Raw genomic sequence first — 20,807 nt, forward strand, 5'->3', positions numbered from 1 at the left:
AATGACCCTTTCGTAGGATATAAATCCATTTTATCAATCATCTGTAAAATGCTCATTATGTGCCCTTACATTGGCATTAAGCCCAATAGGAAACAAAAATATTTGACCGCCGTACAATTTTTTCTCAAATCTATATACTTTTATCCTATCTTTATAGTAATATATGGATGAATTTAGTAGGAATTAATTCCAGCTAATAGAAAGGGGTCAACTTTCATTCGTAGTATGGCAATACCGAAAGACTTTTACGCTAGGAATCATTTATTCAGAGTTGATTGGAGGAATTGTATTGAACACTCGCAGAAAATGGTTTAAAACCGCTTTGACTTTATCGATAGGTACAGTACTTTTTGGAGGGGTGACAAATAACGTAGTACTGGGCGCTGGGAATGTTGGAAATGCGACTCTATTAACAGACAGCACCTATGAGAGCGCTTCCAGTAAGCTTGCTCCAAGCATGCTCGATGCAACTAGCGGTATGATCGACATCATCGTGCAGTTAAGCAACGAGCCGGTCGCTCCAGCACGCAGTCAAACGATGTCCATCCAAACCAGCTTCTCAGAGCAAGAAACAGAATCTACCTTGAGTGCTGAACAAGCTAGCTTTAAAAATAGTCTTGATCAAATGAACATCCCTTACACCGTACATCGAACTTTTAATCAAGTTTTTAACGGAATGGCATTGACTGTTGATGCGAGCCGCATCGAAGAATTGGCTAGCATTGGCTCTGTTAAGAAAGTGTTTAAAGATACCGTCTATCACTTATCGCCTGTGGAAATGACGGAGTCAGCCGAAGTAGCGAGCAAATACGACCAACTTCCACTTGACCAAATTCATGTGCCGGAAGTGTGGGCAAAAGGTTACACAGGTAAAGGAATTAAGGTCGGCGTTTTGGACACAGGCGTTGACTACGATCATCCGGATTTGAAAAACGCTTATAAAGGCGGATACGATTTCGTCGATAAAGATAACGACCCTTATGAAACAACGCCTGCTTGGGGGCAGTCAAAAACGGATCATGGCACGCATGTCTCCGGTACGATTTTAGGAAGAGCTGTAGGTAAAGATGTGACTGTACGGGGTATCGTATACGATGCCGACTTGTATTCGTATCGCGTACTTGGACCTGATGGCAGCGGACCTACTTCCGGCATCATTGCAGGAATTGAACAAGCGGTGAAAGATAAGATGGATGTTATCAATCTATCCCTTGGCGAAGATCCCGAGAAAGATCCGAACGGGCCTGATGCCATCGCTGTAAACAACGCCGTATTGGCCGGCGTCACCACGGTTATTGCTAATGGTAATGCTGCGACAAACGTGAAAGGCCGATACTATTATACGGTCGGACAGCCGGCTACAGCTCAATTGCCTATTGCAGTTGGCGCTGCATCCAGTCCGACTGCGTCATACAGTGCAACCGCTACAGCAACTGTGAATTCAAACGTATATGCTAATCTCCCAATCAAAATTATGGCTTGGAAAGCCGGCAGTACTGACTTCGCGTCTATCGTAGGAAGCGGGCCACAGGAAGCCGTTTATGCAAATCTTGGCTCTGAAGATGACTTTAGCAAAGTGAATGTAGCCGGGAAGATCGCTTTCGTCTCCCGTGGAACTGTAGCTTTTGTCGATAAGGCTGCAAATGCTAAGAAGGCTGGCGCTAAGGCGATTGTCATTTTCAACGGGAATGCACTCGTAGATGACGTAACAGGAAAAGTAATCGATTCTACCAAAGCAGATCTACGTGCTACTAGTACTGGCTTAAGCGGCAGGGATGGAGCGATCAACTCGCTTCAAGGTGAACAATTCGGAAATATTGTTCCTGCTTATGATATGGCCGGAGATGTCGGAAGAAAAATTGCCAGTGCAGCTCTTCAATCCGGCAATCCGTCATTTACAATTGATTTCAGCAATTTCAAAGCAGATTTGACCAAAGGCGATTTAATGGCAAGCTTCAGTTCCAGAGGACCAAACTCTGACGGGAACTTCGGCGTACGCCCGGATCTTGTCGCTCCAGGTGTGAGCATCTTGTCCAGTATTGCCGCCTATGGGAAATATTATGCTGAGAAAGGACAAACCGTAAATTACGATACAGCCTACGGTCGTAAGAGCGGTACCAGTATGGCGACTCCTCACGTAACGGGATTGTCCGCACTGCTTAAACAGGCTCATCCGGAATGGGACCCGTTTGATATTCGCGCAGCCTTGGCAAACACAGCGGAAGAAATCAAAAATGAAAGCAATCAATTATATGATATCTATTCACAAGGGTCAGGGCGCGTCAACGTGCTGAAAGCAATAGAAACGCCTGCTTTACTGCAAGCTGTTGAACCGATTACGATTTTGGATCCTAACTATTTGCCGAAAAATGTAATTAACTATGCGGTCAATACGAGCTTTGGATTAATGTCCAAAAATAGCAGCGGATCCAAACAATTACGAGTTAAAAACGTTACCAGCAATGTGACCCTTGATTACACGGCATCCGTTGAAATGCATCCATCCGTAACGGGAGATCTTACCCAACCGGTAGCAACTCCGGATGTTAGCAAAATTCGGGTAACACTTTCTAAAGACAAGATTACTTCAACACCAAACGGAACAGTCCCGTTCGCGCTGCAAGTATCCGTTGCTAATGATGCGGCAGACGGCGTCTATGAAGGCGAGGTCAAACTGACAAGCGCAGGACAACCAGATCTTCACCTTCCTTTCGTTATTCATGTTGGAGACCAGCCTGAGGATAATCGTTTTGGATTCCAGCAAATCCAGTTGTCTGATATTAGCCTTGCTCCGAATCAGACTATAGATCTGAGTGCCAAACTAACTGCGAAGGACGTCAATTATTTGGCGGTAGAAGCTTATGACTACGACTACATTGACGCACGCGGGAAAATGTTCGGAACGATGGTGGAGGAATTCGCCAAAGATGTAAATGGGAAAGCAACGCTCTTTGCACCAGGACCTATTTCCTTCAAACTTGACGGTACATTTATTGGCGACAAGAAGGACGAGAAAGGACAACCAATCGTTGAAAAACTGCTGCCTGGCAAATACAAAATTAAACTCGTAGGCAAAACAGTGAAGGAAGGACAAAATCCTGCAAATGTAGCAGCTACTTACGAAGCATGGAAAGTATTGCTTGTAGGAAGCAATTTCTCTCTCACTGGCACTTCGCTAGATCGAAGCAATGGCATCACAGCTACAGTGCAAGTTGGGCCATATAATTATGCTACATCCCATGCTGGTACGGAAACTGTTGTCTTCCAATTAATGAAAGGCAGTACTCCTGTCAGCATTATAGCTTTAAAGAAAGATATTAAAGAACCCGAAGAACTAACGGCTCAATTCAATGTGACCGGTACTGATTATTCCGTTAATGTATTCCTCTTAGATTCATTTGATTCGTCCAAGACGAATGTCGGAAACAATCTTGCGGATTCGATTACGCTTAATTAGGAATATTGTTTGCCACACAACTTCATGAAAATTCGGGAGTCTGTCCGACTGACAAACTGTATCATTGGCCAGATTCCCGAGCCTCATGATCCGATGTCTATGAAGAAAAGAGGCGTTTCAATTATATGAAAAAAAAGCTGTCTCACATCATGGCCACCATGTTGGTTGCTTTGAGTGTAATGCCGGTATCGGCAATAGCTGCATCTGCGGATACAATTAAAATAAACGATGTTACGGATAAATTTAAAGGCGACAAAGTTACAATTACCGGGGCTTCTACTTTGCAGCAGGTTAGTATTAAAGTACTGAATCCAGATGGCACCGTTTTGTATTTCGATGTTGTCAAGACGGCCAACGGATCGTATTTCAAGGAATTTACTTTGCCAATGAACGCTCAGACTGGCACGTACACAATTGTAGCTGGTACAGGAACAACCGTAGCGACTGATCTCTTTGATATAATCCTGCCTAATCAGGGAGGAGGATCAGATGGCGGTGGCACGGGCGGTGGCGACAACCCTGGCGGTGGCACGGGTGGTGGCGATAACCCCGGCGGTGGCACGGGCGGTGGCGACAACCCCGGCGGTGGCACGGGCGGTGGCGACAACCCTGGCGGTGGCACGGGTGGTGGCGACAACCCCGGCGGTGGCACGGGTGGCGGCGACAACCCTGGCGGTGGCACGGGCGGTGGCGACAACCCTGGCGGTGGCACGGGTGGCGGCGACAACCCTGGCGGTGGCACGGGCGGTGGCGACAACCCTGGCGGTGGCACGGGCGGTGGTAACGGCGGTAGTTCCTCTACTGGAAGTACTACTACACCTTCGAACACAGAGGCTGTTCAAGACATTAAAGACGGCAAATGGCTTGCTCTAAATGACAAAGGCAATCTGAGTTTGCCTGCTGCAGCAGTAGACAAATTGGGCGATGCGAAGCTGAAGGTGCAAAGCGGAGATCTTACGGTCGAAATCCCTGCAGCGAACATCAAATCCTTGATCGCCGGTCTTTCCAGTGACGCGTTGAAAGATGCGACAATTACTGTAAATATCGCAAAAAAACAAACTGCAGACATTGAGTCACTCATTTCTAAAGCGGAGACTGCGGGACAGTTAGTGCTTACATCTGCCGGTGAAATGATAGACATCACCCTTTCCGTATCCACGAAAGATGGGAAAACGAATAAGATAAGCCAGTTAACGGAGCCTGTGACGATCAGCTTTAAACTCAAAGCAGGCGCTAACGCTAAATTGGCCGGGATTTACTACATCAATGATAACGGCGAACTTGAATATGTTGGCGGTACTGTAGCCAATTCTACGATTCAAGCGGAGCTGCAGCACTTTAGCGTCTATGGCGTGTTGGAGTACAATAAATCTTTTAGCGACGTTCCGGCCACACATTGGGCATACGATATTATTAAAGAATTATCGGCTAAACATATTGTGAACGGCACAACGGACGCATTATTCATGCCTGAAAGCCAGGTTACGCGTTCAGAGTTTGTTGCGCTGCTAACCCGTGCATTGCAGTTGAAGTCTACACCAATTTACAACAACACATTTGCTGATGTTTCACCAAACGAATGGTACGCTTCTTCCGTACAATCCGCTGTTCAAGCTGGTCTGGTAACAGGAACTAGCGAAACGACATTCGAACCTAATAAGCCGATCACGCGTGAAGAAATGGTCACACTCATCGTGCGGGCATATGAGAAAAATCATGGTGTCCAAAGCGCTCCAAGCAAAAGCGTCAGCTTTACGGATGCTTCGCAAATCCATGACTGGGCCCAACCGTTTGTTAACAAAGCGGCAAACTTAGGCATTATTGCTACAGATACGGCTCAATTCAACCCGCTTGACCATGCAACACGTGCAGAAAGCAGCAAAGTTGTATCATCCATTCTATCGAAATAAGTATGAAAGATGATGCAGTTGCCTGACAACTGCATATGTCTTCGAATGAAAAGGCTGTCCCAACGATCATCGTAGATGACGGAGGGGCGGCTTTTTGTTTGCGGAAGGGAACTACAGGGCTCTATTTGAGCTGAACTGCCTGTTTTTAGGCTGCAGGCGGAACTACAGGGTCTTAATGCATCTAGAAACTTCCATTTTGGTACAATTTATATAAAATAGCGGATTATAGTATCCACAAATTATAAATAATGGATTTTAAAGTAAAACGAGAGATCGTAGTTCCCCACAAAAAAAGGAGTTAAGCATATAAAGCAGCTTAACTCCTTTGTGTATGTAATTAGCTTTAAAGTTTGAACTTCCCAACAACCGTGTGCAGTTGCTCAGCAATGCCGTTCAGCATACCGGCCGAATCGTTGATATCGTTCAGCGAAGCTAGCTGCTGCTCAGAGGTCTCGGCCACTTGCTGCGCGTAGGTAGACGAGTTTCTCGCGTGAGCGCTCGTTTCTGCAACAGAAGCAGACACTTCTTCCGAGGTGGCGGCCATTTCTTGCGCTGATGCGGCGACCTCTTGTATGCGGACAGCCACTTTCTCGGAAGCCAAGAAAATGCGATGAAATGAAGTTTCCGCAGTATGTACCATTTCTTTCCCCATATCCATTTCCTGCAGGCAATCGTGCATCGTTTGAACGGCAACGCTCGTATTGCTTAATACTTGTCCGATCAACTCCGTAATTTGACTGGCAAATTGGGCGGACTGCTCTGAAAGCTTGCGCACCTCTCCGGCAACGACCGTAAAACCTTTGCCCGCTTCACCGGCACGAGCCGCTTCAATCGCCGCATTCAAAGCGAGCAGATTGGTTTGCTTCGCGATGCTGCCCATCAAGCCAATCATATTTTCGATTTCCTGAGACTGGTTCTCGAGGTTATGAATGACCGTGTTCGCTCTGCTAACGGTCTCACCCATACCGTTCAGGCTCGCAATGAGCGCTTGCAGGTCTTGCTCGCCTTGCTTCGCTTCCCGGAATGCTTCCATCGAAATATCCGATACCTCGGACGAAGCTTCGGCGATTCGCCCTATTCCAATGGACATCTCTGTCATGGCCGAATTTGTATCCTCGTAATTCTGCACTTGAACTTCTGCTCCTGCGGCTACCTTTTGCATGACTTCCGCCACTTGATTGGAAGCTTGCGTCGTTTGCTCCGCATGGGCAAGCAGTTCTTTGGACGAGCCCGCCACCGAGGAAGAGGCTTCGCGAATTTGCAGCAGCATCTCCCGGACATTCGTCTTCATCCGGTTTAACGAACCGACCAGTTCGCCGATTTCATCTTTATTTCTCACTTTCACATCGGGTTCGATCAAGCTGCCCAAAGACACAGCCTGTAGAGCTTGGGAGACAAGTCTCACCGGTTTGGAAATATTGCGGGTAATGAAATAGGCTAGTATCAGACCGACAAGTACGGCGAAGCCAAGCACATACATCATGGTCATATGTCCGGAATGATAAATCACAGAGCTGCTCTCCGAGGCAGCGGTTGCTCCTTCATGTTTGATTCTCACAAGAACCTCGAGATACTTCTGCAAGTTCACAAATACTTTGTTCGAATCTGAGATCAAAGCTTGAACTTCTATTTCTCTTTTGCCGGAGCCCGTTCTTAGATTGACTTCTTTACTAAGTTCTAAGAATTTCTCATGATAGCCTTTATACGAATTCCATTGACTTTGGAACGCTTCGAAGGTTCGCTTCTCCTGCTCGTCCGTCAACCCTTCCCCGAATTGTTTGAGCTGCTCATCCACATTGTTAATCCCGGCCATGGCTTGCGTCTGCGTGCTTTGCAGCTGCGAAGGATCCATTAGAATGAAGAGCTGCAATTCCAGTGCGTGCACATTTTCAGTTAAATAACTAATCGTATTGACGGCTTCGACGCCAGGCATCCACTGCTTGCTGATTTCATCGCTTTTGTTCTGAATCAGCTTCATATTCGTCAGACTCATCCAGCCTACAACAAAAGTAAGCAGCAAAATGATAATAAAACAGAAATACATCTTCTTACCCACAGTAATTTGCGGCAGTCGTACGCGCATGAAATTCCTCTCCTCCAACTATGTACTTCTGTTCAAAGGTCATCCTAATTAAATAGTACAATAGAATCGTAAAATGTATATAAAAATTACTTCATTTTTCGACAAAAAGATATTTTTTGTATAAAATTCCAATAGTCCTGCCACCCCCTCCCTCAAATCCCCCCACGATCCGGTTAAAATGAGATAATGTTCTTTTCCAATGAATTTTTTTTCATTGCGAGCATTAGGTTTCCCAGCTGTATAAGGCTTGTTGACGAAATGAAAGCAGGATCCTATACTTTTGCATACATGAGAGAAATAAGGGAGGAACCTGTGTGCAGCTAGCCTTGCAATACGCGCAATTAAAAGCATCCATCGTAAAGCTGGGGCATCCTTTGAACAAAGATATACCGATTACGGTTGAAGAGATTGCCGGTTACTTATTTTGTACAGACCGCAACGTGAAAATATTGATCCGCAAAATGAGCGATCTGGGCTGGATCGTATGGACGCCGGGCAGAGGACGGGGTCATCGCTCAGCCATTCGTTTGCTGGCATCGACGGAAGAGCTGCTTCTGGCCGAGGCCAAAATATATGTGGAGCAGGGCAATTTGAACAGTGCGATGGGCCTATTTCAAATGGGAGGATTAGATCCCGGGCTGACAGACCGGTTCTTGGCATGGCTCGGGGACTTTTTCGGTTATCGGGGAACGAAGGACGCCGGGGCTGAAGAAACGCTCCGCCTGCCGATGCACAACCGGATACTGACTTTGGATCCTGCGAGAATTGTCTTCTCGTGCGATTTACATTTTGTAAAGCAAGCATTTGACACACTGCTCCGTTACGATCCGGTTCGTGGCTCCCTGGAACCAAGCCTTGCTCATAACTGGGAATACAGCGAAAACGGGCAAGTATGGACATTTTATCTGCGCAAGCAAATTCGCTTCCATCATGGACGTGAACTTTCGGCACAGGATGTCGTATATGCGATGAACCGGCTGCAAACCATCGACGATGCATGCTCATCCAACCGCTGGCTTGTGGAAACAATACGTGATTTTAACATCGTGGATCGTTTAACCGTTCAAGTGAAGCTGGATGCTCCGAATTATATGTTCCCTCATTATGTCAGCTCATACCCGACGGCTATTTTGCCTGAGGATATCTATACGTCCAGAAGCAGTGACGAAGTACGGAAGATGCCAGTGGGCACAGGACCATTTCAAGTGACACGGCACGACGAAGGCGGCATTACGCTGACAGCATTTGAAAATTATTTTGGGGAGAGGGCTCATCTGGATCGAATCGAGCTGCTCTATATGCCTGAACATGTTGATCATCGGAGCTGGCAGCAGTGGGATTTCCATATGGGCAAACGGGATCAATTCAACCAGCCCGCACCTGCGCATTGGCGAAAAAAAGAAATGATGACGCTTGGTTCAAATCTTCTTTCATTTAATATGCGCAAGCCTGGCCCTCATCAGCATATCCAAGTACGGCGTGCGATTGATCTTGTGCTTGATCGAAACGGGTTGATCGCGGCGCATGATTTCATCGGCGCGATCCCGGCCGAGGGCTTTTTTCCGCCGAGCCATCCCCGGGAGCCGTCAGTTGACAATCAGCCTGAGCGGGCCCGTGAGCTTTTGGCGGCAAGCGGCTACAAGGGGCAGACGCTGAAGGTTCTGTTCACTCCCTCTCACCGCTTAGAAGCGGAATGGATTCGGGATCGCTGCGCCGCCGTTGGTATCCCTTTACAGCTTACTGAATATACGTACGAGGAAATGTCGGATATCAGCCTTCTGCAAGAAGGCGACATGCTGTTAGGCGGCGTTGCGGCGGACGACGACGAAGCCCGCTGCCTGATTGAGATGTACAAGATGGGCGGCATGTTGATCCGCGTCTGCGCGGCGGATGAACAGCGCCTCATTTTTAATGAAACAATTAAACGAATCGCGGCACAACCTGACGCTGATCTACGCATGCAGCAAATTCGCGCGATGGAGCGGCTGCTGACGGAGGAACATCACGTCCTGTTTCTCCTGCATACGACGCAGCAGACCGTATTCAGCCCCCATCTGAAAGGGGTTGCCGTTAATACGCTGGGTTGGTTTGATTTCAAGCATATTTGGTTTACAAATTTTCAAAAAGATTTCTCTTGATTATACGCCCAGAAAACTTAATAATATGAAACAGGCCTTATTGACCGGACTGCTCAGCAACGATTTATTATACGCACAAGAAAGGTTGACCTTACATCATGGAGTTATCTCAACGCACTATCAGGGAACACGCGGCCAAAGAACCGTTCCCTATCTCGATCCTCTCTCTTACCGTCGGCGCCTTTGCGATTGGAATGACTGAATTTGTCATCATGGGTCTTCTGCCCAATGTCGCTGCCGATCTGCATGTCAGCATCTCGTCCGCAGGACAGCTCATTACCATGTATGCTCTTGGGGTCGCTATCGGGGCTCCTATATTGACCGTCCTCACCCAAGGAATTCCGCAAAAGAAACTGCTGTGTCTGCTGATGCTTTTATTTATTCTCGGCAACGGAATCTCTGTTATCGCTCCGAGCTATGCGGTTCTGATGGGAGCGCGCGTCATAACTGCATTGACGCACGGGACTTTCTTTGGCGTTGGAGCCGTTATCGCCTCCAATCTTGTCCGGCCGGACAAACGCGCGGGTGCTGTTTCCATTATGATGGCCGGTTTAACGATTGCGAACATTATCGGCGTTCCTCTAGGGACATTTATCGGCCAACACATGGGGTGGCGATCCTCGTTTGGTGCGATTTCGATCATGGGAATCGCCGCTTTGATCGGCATCCTAATTTTCATCCCGCAAATTCGTCATGACAAACCAGCGAGTATCGCGGCGCAGATTACCGCTCTCGCCAAGCCCAAGCTCCTTCTGTATCTGCTGATCGGGGCGCTTGGCAACGCCGGCCTTTTCGCCGTATTTACTTATATTACCCCGCTGCTTGTAGAGGTCACCGGCTTTGCCGAACATAGCGTGTCCTGGATTCTCGTCCTTTTCGGCTGCGGAGTAACCCTTGGCAATATCGTCGGCGGAAAGCTTGCGGACTGGAAGCTGATGCCTTCCATACTGGGACTTTATTTTACGATATGCGTCATCCTTACCCTCTTCACCTTTACCATCTATAACCCGGCAGCTGCCGTAGTGACCATTTTTCTATGGGGAGCCGCTTCCTTTGCTGTATTTCCGGGACTGCAAGTACGCATTATGAGCTTGGCGAAAGCCGCGCCTGCACTTGCCTCTACCTCCAGTCATTCTGCTGGCAATCTGGGTAATGCATCCGGCGCTTTCATTGGAGGATGGGTCATTACTCATCTGTCCCTTACAGCCCTTCCTTGGGTCGGTGCCGTGCTCGTAGGACTGGCTTTGTTATTAGGAATTGCCAGCTATATAACAGAACGCAAATCTACTGCGGCGTAATTCTATATCATACAAACAGCCCTGGCTTCGCTAAGTAGCCGGGGCTTTCATTTTTATTGCGTGGCATGCGTCTCTACTAGATATCCGGCTGGAACGATTGTCCTTTCAATCTCAACGGATAACTGTGATACAGGGTATTTTCTTTTCATTTCATTCGCAGAGATCGCTAACACTAAAGGGATTAAGGCATCGGAGTGCGATTTCAGCCTGTTTTTCCCATCGGAGTGCATGACATACAGAAGTATTTTCAAATACATTCTCGTTATGAAAGCAAACAAGCCGTTTGGCAAAGTCATGAGCGTAAAGCCAAGCTGGCTTGCTCCCCGGTGAATCATGGTGATTCCATAAATAGCTTTAATGTCACTGTACTCAGGCGTGCTCAAAATCTTCTCCGTCACTTTGGGCAAGTTCTCTTTGACCGAGCGTATCATTTGTACCGCAAGATGGACCGGCGACCTGGCCCCGTTTGCCAAGTGAAACAATGCTTCATTATTAAAATGGAGTTCAATGACGCGGTCTCCGCTTACTAATTTTTCGCCGTCCGAAAGGCTAACGGTCATGCCCCGGAATGTCGCCGCCCTATAAAAAAATAGCGGTTTGTTCTCATCCAACGGCTTGACGCTGAACAGCCAATGAAACAGCCGATCCCATTTGAACCATAAAAAGATAAGAGTTCGTTTGAGCAAATTGAATTGGGCGCGTTTGTTTTTTTGCTCGAGCCGCATTTTTTCATCCACTCTCAGAAAGGCATAGTTCTTGGACAATGCTTCGGCTATAAATTCTCGCAGCGCCTCCAGCATGTAGATCGGCGCATCTTTGTCCGCTCCGAACGTTTGACCGCTGTCATGAAGAACGATAACCGCACCGTCCCTCAGCTTGGCCTGCAGCCTCTCCTTGATTTTCCGTTTGCCTCCGCTGCTTCTCCAATCGCCAACCATAATCGACCACAGAATCATACGGAAACGTTTCAACAGCAGAAAGTCAAATACATTGATAATCCCCCATGGGGGTCTATAATAGACAGGACGTTCTCCTATAATCTTTTCAATTACGCTCACGGAATGTTCCAGCTGCAACCTGACTTTTTTCGGAGTCATAAAGGCGTTTGCCCAGTGTACATAATTATGAACGCCGACAAGGTGGCCTTCGTTATGCATACGCTTGATAAGCTCAGGATAGTGCTCCGCTTTGGACCCAAGGACGAAAAAAGTCGCCTTGAGGTTATTTTCCTTCAATAATTCCAGCAAACGAGGCGTATATTCGGGATCCGGCCCATCGTCGAAGGTTAAAGCTATGCCTCTTCCGGCAGTTCCCTTTTTGTAAACGCCAATTCCTAATACACGGATAACGAAGGTTGGAATTATTGTATATACAAATAACCCGGCAATAACGAATACCAATACATGATTCATAGTCCTCCCCCTTAGGCTACTGCGGAATTAGGCTAGTTCTTTTTCCCCTTTAGGCGACACAATCAAGTAATATAAAGCGATCGATCCCAGCAGCCCCGCACTCACCCAAACGGCAGTCCGTTCGTTAAACATATCGGCTATCCACCCTCCCAGTATGGGTCCGACAATCACGCCTACGCCTTCAATGCTTGAAAATAATCCCCAGCCCATTCCTTGCTGGTTCTCGGGAACATGCTGGGCGAGCAAAGCATTCCAAGCAGGAAGTACAGCCGCGTAGGAAAAACCTAAGATGGCTGCAAGCAGAACGGCTTGCCAAAGCACGGAAGCAAACGTTAGGCAATAAAGCGTAATGGCGAAGGCGAAGAAGCCAAGAATGAGGAACCATCTTCTTCCCCAGCGATCGGACAATTTCCCCATTGGAATAAGAAAGATAACGGTAAAGACGCCACCGGCAATCAACACATACGAATATTGCGAAAACTGAAGTCCTAAATATTTTGAAGCAAAATTAGGCAAAATCGGCACGAGAATTCCGGCAGCCGCGGTTTGGATCATCATCCCTGGCAGCAGTTGCTTCATCGAACGCAATCGATCCCAAAGCATGGAAATTTGACGCTTCAAGGGAATCGATATCGGCTCCGATTCTTTCACATTGGAAATGAACAGCGATAATACCCAGCCCAGCGCCCATAAAACAAGCATAATCCGAAAGGACAGGAGATAGCTCTTATCGATTACAAAATTAATGACGACAGGTCCGGCTCCAATTCCGCAAAGCCAGCAAGTATAGAGCACGCCCATACTCGCGGCGCGACGTTCCGGTTTCACCTTGCTTAAACAAACTAGCCATATAGGCGAAATGCCTACGCCAAATAAAGCGGATGCGGCTATAAGCAGCCAAAATTGTTGGCTGTATTGCATCAGCAGCAGACCTCCGAAAGAGACGAGCAGGCCCAATTGAACAATCAAACGCAAAGAAAAATGGTCAAGCAAATATCCTGCGTAACATTTGATAATCGTATCCGTTACATAGTGTACGGAAACGGCCGTACCGACCGTCGCTACGGAAAATCCCAACACATTAACGGCATAGGTAGGTAAATAGGAAACCAAGTAAGCCCCTCGGACGAATTCCACAATGAACATTACAAGGCCATACATGATCATACTCATATCCGCATATGGCCTGATCTTTGCTTCCATTCAGCTCAACCTTCCTTAATTCAAACATTTTCTCATTCGTAGTTTTCACTAAGAATCAAGTTTTTATTGGAGAACCATTTGTGGTTGTTTTATGGAGCTGAGGATATCCTGGGTAATGAAGTCAGCCGCTGCTGCTTTATGTAAAAGTTGCATGTGCCTTTTCATTTCCACGGCATAATTGGGATCTGAAAAAAAATGTTCGATTTGAAACGCCATTTCTTTCATATTTTGAGATACATACGCCGCGCTCTTTTTAGAAAAGAATGCCGCATTCTCTTTTTCTTGGCCCGCAAAAGGCTTATATATAAAAACAGGTACCTGTAAACAAAGAACTTCGGATAACGTCAGTCCGCCGGCTTTCGTTATGATACAAGATGATATCGCCATTAACTGATGGATATTATCGACAAAACCATAAATATGAACGTGGGGTTCCCCCTCATATCTCATCCTCAATTTATGCTCCAGCTTTCGATTGCGACCGCAAACCACCGCCACTTGACTATCTGGAACATTTTTGACGACATCGATGAGTTCATCGTTGCTTCTAAGCACTCCATATGATCCTGCCAAAATCAAAATTGTTTTTCGTTGGTTATTCGTGAGGTTCGCAAAGGGGCTCGAATCCATCCTGCCTGATTCATAAAATGCTTTTCGAATGGGAATCCCGCTTACCTCGATCCGGTCTTCGGAAATTGAGCTGGCCATAAGCTGTTCTTTAAGCTCGTGTGCAGCAACATAATATTTATCAATGTCCGGATGTTTCCAGCGTGCGTGCAAGGCGAAGTCCGTAACTACGGCAAATGTAGGAATTCCCAATTGTCTGCACAACTCCGGTACCGCCCCGAAGGGAAAGGTAGAGATCACGGCACTGGGACGCATCTGTTGAATGGTTTGCCTCAATTTAGTTTGGCCGAGGTTATTCAAATATCGCCCCAATCCGACATGAAATTCGGCGTCTTTTGTGATGTAATAGCTCCAGCCATAATAATCTAAACCGTACTGGGAGATCAGCATGCTGTTGATATAAAGCGTTTTGGTGACTTTATCCAGCAAAGGATGAGCTTCTTTCATCAGGTCCATGATTTGCACTTGCATGATGCCACGCCGCTCAAAAGCCTGTTTCAATGAACGAGCCGCCTGTATATGACCATCCCCGTAACTTGCAGTTAGAATCAATATGCGTTCGTTGCTCTTCATGTTCTCCTCCTTGCGCCCAGCACTCTTTGGTTCGATAGAGTCTAATTCCATCATATGGGAAAAGTTCTATGTAGAGAACCGGTACGACGGGCAGGGTATAATTTCGCGACTAATCAACGTGAGTGTTTCTGATGTAGATCATGAATGAAAGGAGCAATTGCGCGGGCAAATTTGAAAAAAGCACATGATGGGAGGACATTGGAGTAGTACCTATCTATAAAATAGCAAATACTATTAAAAATCGAAACCCCTTTATTCAGATATTAAGAAAGAGCCTCTCCCCAATCATGGAGAAGCCCTCTCTGTCTAACGCCTATCTGTTATTTTTAAGTTATTTTTAAGTTGCATTTACGGGTTTCGGGGCTGCCACGACTGCCGGTTCTTCCTCCGCCTGAGCTACACGTTTAATGAAGAAGGAAAGCAGCAAACCGATAACTCCGATGCCGACAATGACAAGATAAGAATCGTTAATTCCTTGAATGGAAGCCTGTTTAATAAGTTCCTTGGACGGATTCGCAGTTGCGTTTGCCGTCATCAGCTCTACGAGATGAGATTTGGTTCTGGTCGACATCACCGTGACAAGCAAGGCCGTACCTACTCCGCCCGCCACTTGCTTGATCGTATTGGAAATAGCGGTACCATGCGCATTCAGTCTTGCAGGCAATTGATTGAGTCCCGCCGTAGTGATTGGCATTAAGAAAAGCGCCATCCCTAAGCGTCGTCCTGTGGACATTAGTACTAAATAAGTGTAACTTGTTGAATCCGTTAAATTGATGAAACCAAGTGTCGTTACAATGGTAATTGCCATTCCGATAATGGATAGCCATTTCGCTCCGAACTTATCGAACAATTTGCCGGCCACCGGCATCATGAGCCCCATTAGGAGTGCGCCTGGAAGCATAAGAATCCCGGACTCCAACGCCGTATATCCGCGAACATTTTGCAAATACAACGGAAGCAGCATCATATCGGCATACATAACCATCGTAACCGCGACGTTGATTAACGTTGTCAGGGTAAACATGTTGTGTTTGAAAGCTCTAAGATCCAAAAGCGGGTTTTCGATAACCAGCTGCCGCCATGTAAACAATATTAAGGCCACTACGCCTACAACGATAGACAGGACAACTTCCGCACTTGACCATCCCTTGCTGCCTGCGCTGCTAAAGCCGTAAAGTAGGAAACCGAATCCGATGGTTGAGAGAACCGCACCCCATGTATCAATTTTGGGATAGGTACGTTCGGAGACATTTTTCAGATATATAAATGCAACCACAATAACGATGACAGCGAATGGAATGATGCCATAGAAAAGAGTCCGCCATGAATAATGCTGCAAAATATAGCCGGCAATAGCCGGACCGACCGCTGGGGCAAAAATAATCGACAACCCAACCATGCCCATGGCAGCTCCGCGCTTGTCTGGCGGATAGATGGTCAGAATGACATTCATAAGAAGTGGCATTAAAATCCCGGCACCGGCTGCTTGAATCAGACGGCCAGCCAACAACACTTCAAAACCGGGCGCTACGGCAGAAATAATGCTTCCAAGAAGGAAAATAATCATGGATGCCTGGAACAGCTCACGCGTCGTAAATCGCTGCATGAGGAACGCGGTTATCGGAATTAAAACTCCGTTAACCAACATATAACCAGTGGTCAGCCATTGCGCTGTGGAAGCGGCAATATTAAATTCGACCATAAGTTCCGGCAAAGCGACGCTCATAATCGTCTGATTCAGGATGGCAATAAATGCCCCCAGAATCATTACAAATAACAGTGGGCCTTTCTTAATAGAACTGCTATCAAATGCTGCAAGTTTGCTCATGTCACTTATTCCTTTCAAATTCAATTACAAATTGACAATTTGTTGTATAATTAACTCGATGTAAATAGTATTATAGTCATCAATCCTACTGTTCACAAGCAACAGCTTTTGCATAAATGTTGATTAGATGACATTGTCAAGAGAATTGTCGCCTATCTACGACATAATCCACATAACTTGCGAAATTTGTCGTATAGCGCATGAAAGAGAAAGGATGTAAGTGCTCATGTCAACAAAAACACAACGGATAGACCCTCGCGTACTTCGAACGCGCCAACTGATTCGAGATGCCTTTATTGAATTGCTTCATGAACATGAGCTTGAGAAAATAACCGTGAACCGCATCGCGGAGCGAGCGACGATTAACCGCGTCACCTTCTATCTTCATTATCGGGATATTCCGGATATGATCGATAAATTGGCTGACGATATGATTAACGAAATCCATGCCATCTTGAAGGAAGCTCCGTTCGGCCCCGGATATAACATGGAGATCATCGTTAATATGCTTGAGCATATTGCGGAAAATTCGAATTTCTATAAGGTTCTGCTCGCTTCCAAACGCATACCCGTATTTACGGAACGACTCATGAAATTGTTTGCGGATTTCATCACCATTCGTATGAACATGCTCGAGGAATCCACCGCTTTGAACGTACAAAAAGATATCGCGATCTGGTATGGCTCCTCCGCCATCATTGGAACGATTGTTTGCTGGCTTCGCAACGATTTGCCTTATACGCCAAGTTTTTTGGCTGCGCAGCTTGCAGAATTGCTTCGCATCCGTCAATCATTACCTCACGACAAGCAAGGGTGAGTCTACTCACCCCGCATTCATGGCTCCCGGCTGGCGGAGCCTTTTTTACATTTGCATACAAATGCATGTTCGTGTAATACTGTGTATACAACATTTAAGGGAGTCATATGGGATATGCACAATTTTATCAAAATCATTTCATTTGCTAGCGTGCTAGCACTAACTGGGTGTTCCTCAGCAGTAACTACGATGGCAGATACACCAAGCCCTAGTTCTTCTTCAACCACGACGGTCTCATCTAAACAAACTGAAGCACCTGTTGCTGCAGCGAAGCAGCAGCAGAATGACGAATACTACTTCACCCAAGCAAATCAGCATCCTGAGAAAGCCTTGATCGAAGTCATCAACGCTTCAAAATCAACATTGGATATCGCCATCTACAGTTTAACGCATCCTGATATTGTAGCCGCGATCAAAGAGGCGAAAAAGCGCGGCGTGACTGTGCGAATCATCACCGATAAAATTCAAGCCTCAGGCAAAACGCAGGAAGAAGCTTTAAAGCTGCTCGGCAGCGCCGGGATTCCGATGAAAGTCAACAAACACAGTGGGCTCATGCACCTCAAGGTCACCATTGCAGATAAACAGGTTGTTACCACCGGATCTTACAACTATTCGAAAGCAGCCAGCACTACGAATGATGAAGTCCTAATGGTCATACATAATGAAGACGCGGCAAAATCCTTCTCCGAGCAATTTGAAAGCATGTGGGCGGATACGAAAGGCTTCGAGAAGATTGACAAAAAAATTGCTAAATAGTGCGGCTCTCTCGTACACAATTACATATTATATTTACCATTTATCATTGTTATTATTTGCTGAGCCGTATCACTTGGACTTGCATTTGTTGTATCTATTAAGTTTATGACGGGTGAATTTTTATCACTGTTTTCTTTCAGCCATGTGTTGTACGTCATCATTCCATTTATGAATTCGTCAGAGTAACTATTTCTCCATGAAGGTCTATTTTGCAGGCGTTGCTTTAATTGATCGTTGTCACAGACTAAAGCGATATAGATCAATTCTGAAAAGTAACGCCTCTCCAGACATGGCTCTAGCTGGTCGGGCATGGCTGTTCCACATAATACGACCGGCTTTCCGCTTTGCGAAATATTTTTGGCCATCCTTAACCAAAGTTCTCTGTAATCCCGGTAATTCGTCTCCGGCGAATGAAAGCGATGATCCCATAATATATCTGTTTCCATTACAACAAAATCTTTTGTTAAAGAACTTAGTTCAACAGCAACGGTAGATTTCCCAGCGCCGCTTGCTCCAGTAACGATAAACAGGGGAAGCTGCAGGAATTCATGTGCATGATTGCATGCCGGACATATGGCGAATGTTTTCTTTCCCTTTGATTCAACTGCCTTATCGACTCTGTATTCCCCACAGTTTAAACAAACATTAAACATTTCCCTTATCTCCACCTTGGTTTCTGACATTTGTTATAAAGAGGCCGGGGACATAAAATACGAGTACCATAAATTCGTGATGAAACCATCGAGTAATGCAAAATAGAACATCTCCAGACCGACATTGCGATCGTCTAAACCATTCCTCCATATTCTAGTAAATACATACGCAAGAACAGCGAAAGCTATGAGCAGCACTAAATAAGCCCAAACAGGCTGCAAGAAATCCGGCATAACTTGAAGCGCCGCTGCCTTCCGGTAATCACCGATCAATAACGCTTTCACTGCGATGTACATTCCAAGGGAAAGGCCGAAGTGCAGCCGGGGGTGCGCGTCATAATGATACTGCCATAAAGCACTGAGTGCGAGTAGATAAATGCCAGGCAAAACAATCCACTTCAGGCCTAGCAGCGAAGTAAGCAGTCCGATTCCCCACAGCAGCGGCAGGGTTTCGGCCGCCTTTCGCAAGTCATCGGCGCTCAACTTGTTCATCTTCTCCTGATAAGGCAGTTGGTCGCTGGCATAGAAAATTCGGAACGATTCCGTGTTCACGGGATCCAGCCAGATTACCAGGGCATTCCCGTTGTCCGAGACTAGGACCGGATACTCCGCGAATCCTCCGAATTGACTGATCCTTGCGGAAGAAACCATTTTTCCGTCCTTAAAAGCCAGCTTGTAAACCTCTTGACTCGTGAGGCGGCGATTTTTCTCGTAAACCGACGATACCACAAGCGAAACCTCGCCGGAGGTTGAACGGGTAAAAGCAGGATGCAGAATCGTATCGGAATCGATCCCCGCCGATACGGGAATGTTAAGCAGCTCATCCTGCGCCTCTTCCGGATGATTCACTGGGAAGGTTAAGCTATACAATGAACTTTTGCCCGTTTTAGGCGAGCTTGTGGTATATATTGCGATAAGCGTTGCGCCATCTAGACCTAGTGCCACATCGTCCAGCGTACTAGTTACAAGATTCAAATCCTTCAGCTTGCTCCGTACGACGGGCTTCCATGATTCAGGCTCCAGCTTCGCAAAATGAAGGGCCACGTTTCCTTCGCCGCTCATCGCATAGACGAGGGAAAGGCTTCCATTTGAATCCATTACGCCTTGAATCTGTTTGATCCCGCCGATTTCAAGCTTTGACCACCTTATACTTTCCTGCGCGTGATAAGCTCCTACGTACAGCTCCCCCTCATTATAGGCGAGCAGCACTCTTTTGCCGTTTGAACCATTCACCGTTTGAACATCGGTAATGTCGTTTTCGATCAGCAGCTTCTTTGGTGACCATGAACCATTCGTCCACTCACTCGCATACAGCTTCTTGTCTGTTCCGATCCAGACCGCACCATCCTCTTGGATAAGCCTATAAGAATAAATGAGCCCCGGATCCGGCAGAGGCCGCGTTTCTGAGCTGCTCTGTCCCGCTTCATCAATCCTTACATATTGGAGTGCTTGGCCTGATCTGTAGGAAAAAGAACTCTCGCCGACCAGTTGCACCGACTCCCCGCTAGTCGCCAACTGCGGTAATTCTGTAGCTCGACCGAAGGGTTCCGGGTAAGGCTTCGCTTCTTCATTAGCCAGCATAAGTGTATGAATCATACCAATGACTAGTAAAGCCGCTAGAAACGGCGCATATGTATACAGCTTCCACCGCAACTTATTTTTCATATCGTTTCCCGGAGTCGCTTGGGAAGCTTTTTGACGACCAGATCGTAAGAATGGTCAATCATTTGGAAGACATCCGACTCTGGCAAGGAATCATCCAGCGCAATCGAATTCCAATGTTCTTTGTTCATGTGATACCCTGGTCGAACGCTCTCATGCTGCTCTCGCAAATTTTCCGCAATCACCGGGTCACATTTTAAGTTCATATAAGCATCGTTTCCTTCGCTCTCAAAAATAAGCGCGAACATCTTGCCTGCAACCTTGATCACCATCGGATTCGGGCCGAAGGGATAGTCCTTAATCGCTCCTTTTTTGTTCAAACAATATGCGATGATATGATTGTTCATAGCAGCTCATCTCCTTTTCAATAACAATAACCCAGCATGACAA

General features: G+C 46.6%; 14 protein-coding genes. 6 read left to right on the forward strand and 8 right to left on the reverse strand.

Features of this window, described 5'->3' with window-relative positions; translation table 11 throughout:
* Positions 1–289 precede the first annotated feature (289 nt).
* Together AC3WRW_RS14460 and AC3WRW_RS14465 are read left to right on the forward strand one after the other, a co-directional pair.
* The gene (locus AC3WRW_RS14460) at positions 290–3,457 is read left to right on the forward strand and encodes a S8 family serine peptidase (protein ID WP_492547009.1); all 3,168 of its coding nucleotides are present in this window, start codon (positions 290–292) and stop codon (positions 3,455–3,457) included.
* A gap of 125 nt (positions 3,458–3,582) precedes the next feature.
* A complete protein-coding gene (locus AC3WRW_RS14465; RefSeq protein WP_492547010.1) occupies positions 3,583–5,367 on the forward strand; it encodes an S-layer homology domain-containing protein in 1,785 nt (594 codons plus the stop codon).
* Between the two features lie 343 nt (positions 5,368–5,710).
* Here the strand turns inward: AC3WRW_RS14465 and AC3WRW_RS14470 are convergent, their stop codons facing one another.
* Positions 5,711–7,450 carry a methyl-accepting chemotaxis protein gene (locus tag AC3WRW_RS14470; protein ID WP_492547011.1) on the reverse strand — a complete coding sequence of 580 codons (1,740 nt, stop codon included), beginning with the start codon at positions 7,448–7,450 and terminating at the stop codon, positions 5,711–5,713.
* Positions 7,451–7,764: 314 nt separating this feature from the next.
* On the opposite strand from AC3WRW_RS14470, the gene AC3WRW_RS14475 reads away from it, so the two are divergent.
* Both AC3WRW_RS14475 and AC3WRW_RS14480 read left to right on the forward strand, forming a co-directional pair.
* Positions 7,765–9,588 carry an ABC transporter substrate-binding protein gene (locus tag AC3WRW_RS14475; protein ID WP_492547012.1) on the forward strand — a complete coding sequence of 608 codons (1,824 nt, stop codon included), beginning with the start codon at positions 7,765–7,767 and terminating at the stop codon, positions 9,586–9,588.
* A 98-nt stretch (positions 9,589–9,686) separates the two neighbouring features.
* Complete coding sequence (locus AC3WRW_RS14480; protein WP_492547013.1) at positions 9,687–10,886, forward strand: MFS transporter; 1,200 nt, start codon at positions 9,687–9,689, stop codon at positions 10,884–10,886.
* A gap of 53 nt (positions 10,887–10,939) precedes the next feature.
* Here AC3WRW_RS14480 and AC3WRW_RS14485 read toward each other — a convergent pair whose 3' ends face one another.
* From AC3WRW_RS14485 to AC3WRW_RS14500, 4 genes are all read right to left on the reverse strand, one after another.
* Positions 10,940–12,298 (reverse strand): polysaccharide deacetylase family protein, encoded by a 1,359-nt coding sequence (locus AC3WRW_RS14485; RefSeq protein WP_492547014.1) that lies wholly within the window; start codon positions 12,296–12,298, stop codon positions 10,940–10,942.
* A 27-nt stretch (positions 12,299–12,325) separates the two neighbouring features.
* Positions 12,326–13,501 (reverse strand): MFS transporter, encoded by a 1,176-nt coding sequence (locus AC3WRW_RS14490; RefSeq protein WP_492547015.1) that lies wholly within the window; start codon positions 13,499–13,501, stop codon positions 12,326–12,328.
* Positions 13,502–13,564: 63 nt separating this feature from the next.
* The gene (locus tag AC3WRW_RS14495; RefSeq protein ID WP_492547016.1) at positions 13,565–14,701 is read right to left on the reverse strand and encodes an MGDG synthase family glycosyltransferase; all 1,137 of its coding nucleotides are present in this window, start codon (positions 14,699–14,701) and stop codon (positions 13,565–13,567) included.
* A gap of 337 nt (positions 14,702–15,038) precedes the next feature.
* The gene (locus AC3WRW_RS14500; RefSeq protein WP_492547017.1) at positions 15,039–16,529 is read right to left on the reverse strand and encodes a DHA2 family efflux MFS transporter permease subunit; all 1,491 of its coding nucleotides are present in this window, start codon (positions 16,527–16,529) and stop codon (positions 15,039–15,041) included.
* 226 nt (positions 16,530–16,755) lie between these two features.
* Between AC3WRW_RS14500 and AC3WRW_RS14505 the strand changes: the two genes are divergently transcribed.
* Together AC3WRW_RS14505 and AC3WRW_RS14510 are read left to right on the forward strand one after the other, a co-directional pair.
* Complete coding sequence (locus AC3WRW_RS14505; RefSeq protein WP_492547018.1) at positions 16,756–17,346, forward strand: TetR/AcrR family transcriptional regulator; 591 nt, start codon at positions 16,756–16,758, stop codon at positions 17,344–17,346.
* Positions 17,347–17,535: 189 nt separating this feature from the next.
* The gene (locus tag AC3WRW_RS14510; RefSeq protein WP_492547019.1) at positions 17,536–18,102 is read left to right on the forward strand and encodes a phospholipase D-like domain-containing protein; all 567 of its coding nucleotides are present in this window, start codon (positions 17,536–17,538) and stop codon (positions 18,100–18,102) included.
* Positions 18,103–18,122: 20 nt separating this feature from the next.
* On the opposite strand, the gene AC3WRW_RS14515 is transcribed toward AC3WRW_RS14510, so the two are convergent.
* From AC3WRW_RS14515 to AC3WRW_RS14525, 3 genes are read right to left on the reverse strand one after another with little or no spacing between them, the layout of a single operon-like run.
* Complete coding sequence (locus tag AC3WRW_RS14515; RefSeq protein WP_492547020.1) at positions 18,123–18,785, reverse strand: P-loop nucleotide/nucleoside kinase family protein; 663 nt, start codon at positions 18,783–18,785, stop codon at positions 18,123–18,125.
* Positions 18,786–18,788: 3 nt separating this feature from the next.
* A complete protein-coding gene (locus AC3WRW_RS14520) occupies positions 18,789–20,420 on the reverse strand; it encodes a hypothetical protein (protein WP_492547021.1) in 1,632 nt (543 codons plus the stop codon).
* Positions 20,417–20,764, reverse strand: a complete 348-nt coding sequence (locus tag AC3WRW_RS14525) for an MmcQ/YjbR family DNA-binding protein (protein WP_492547022.1) — start codon at positions 20,762–20,764, stop codon at positions 20,417–20,419. Before AC3WRW_RS14525 ends, AC3WRW_RS14520 begins: the two co-directional genes overlap by 4 nt.
* Between the last annotated feature and the right edge of the window lie 43 nt (positions 20,765–20,807).

Source organism: Paenibacillus sp. FW126-R14, assembly GCF_058789495.1.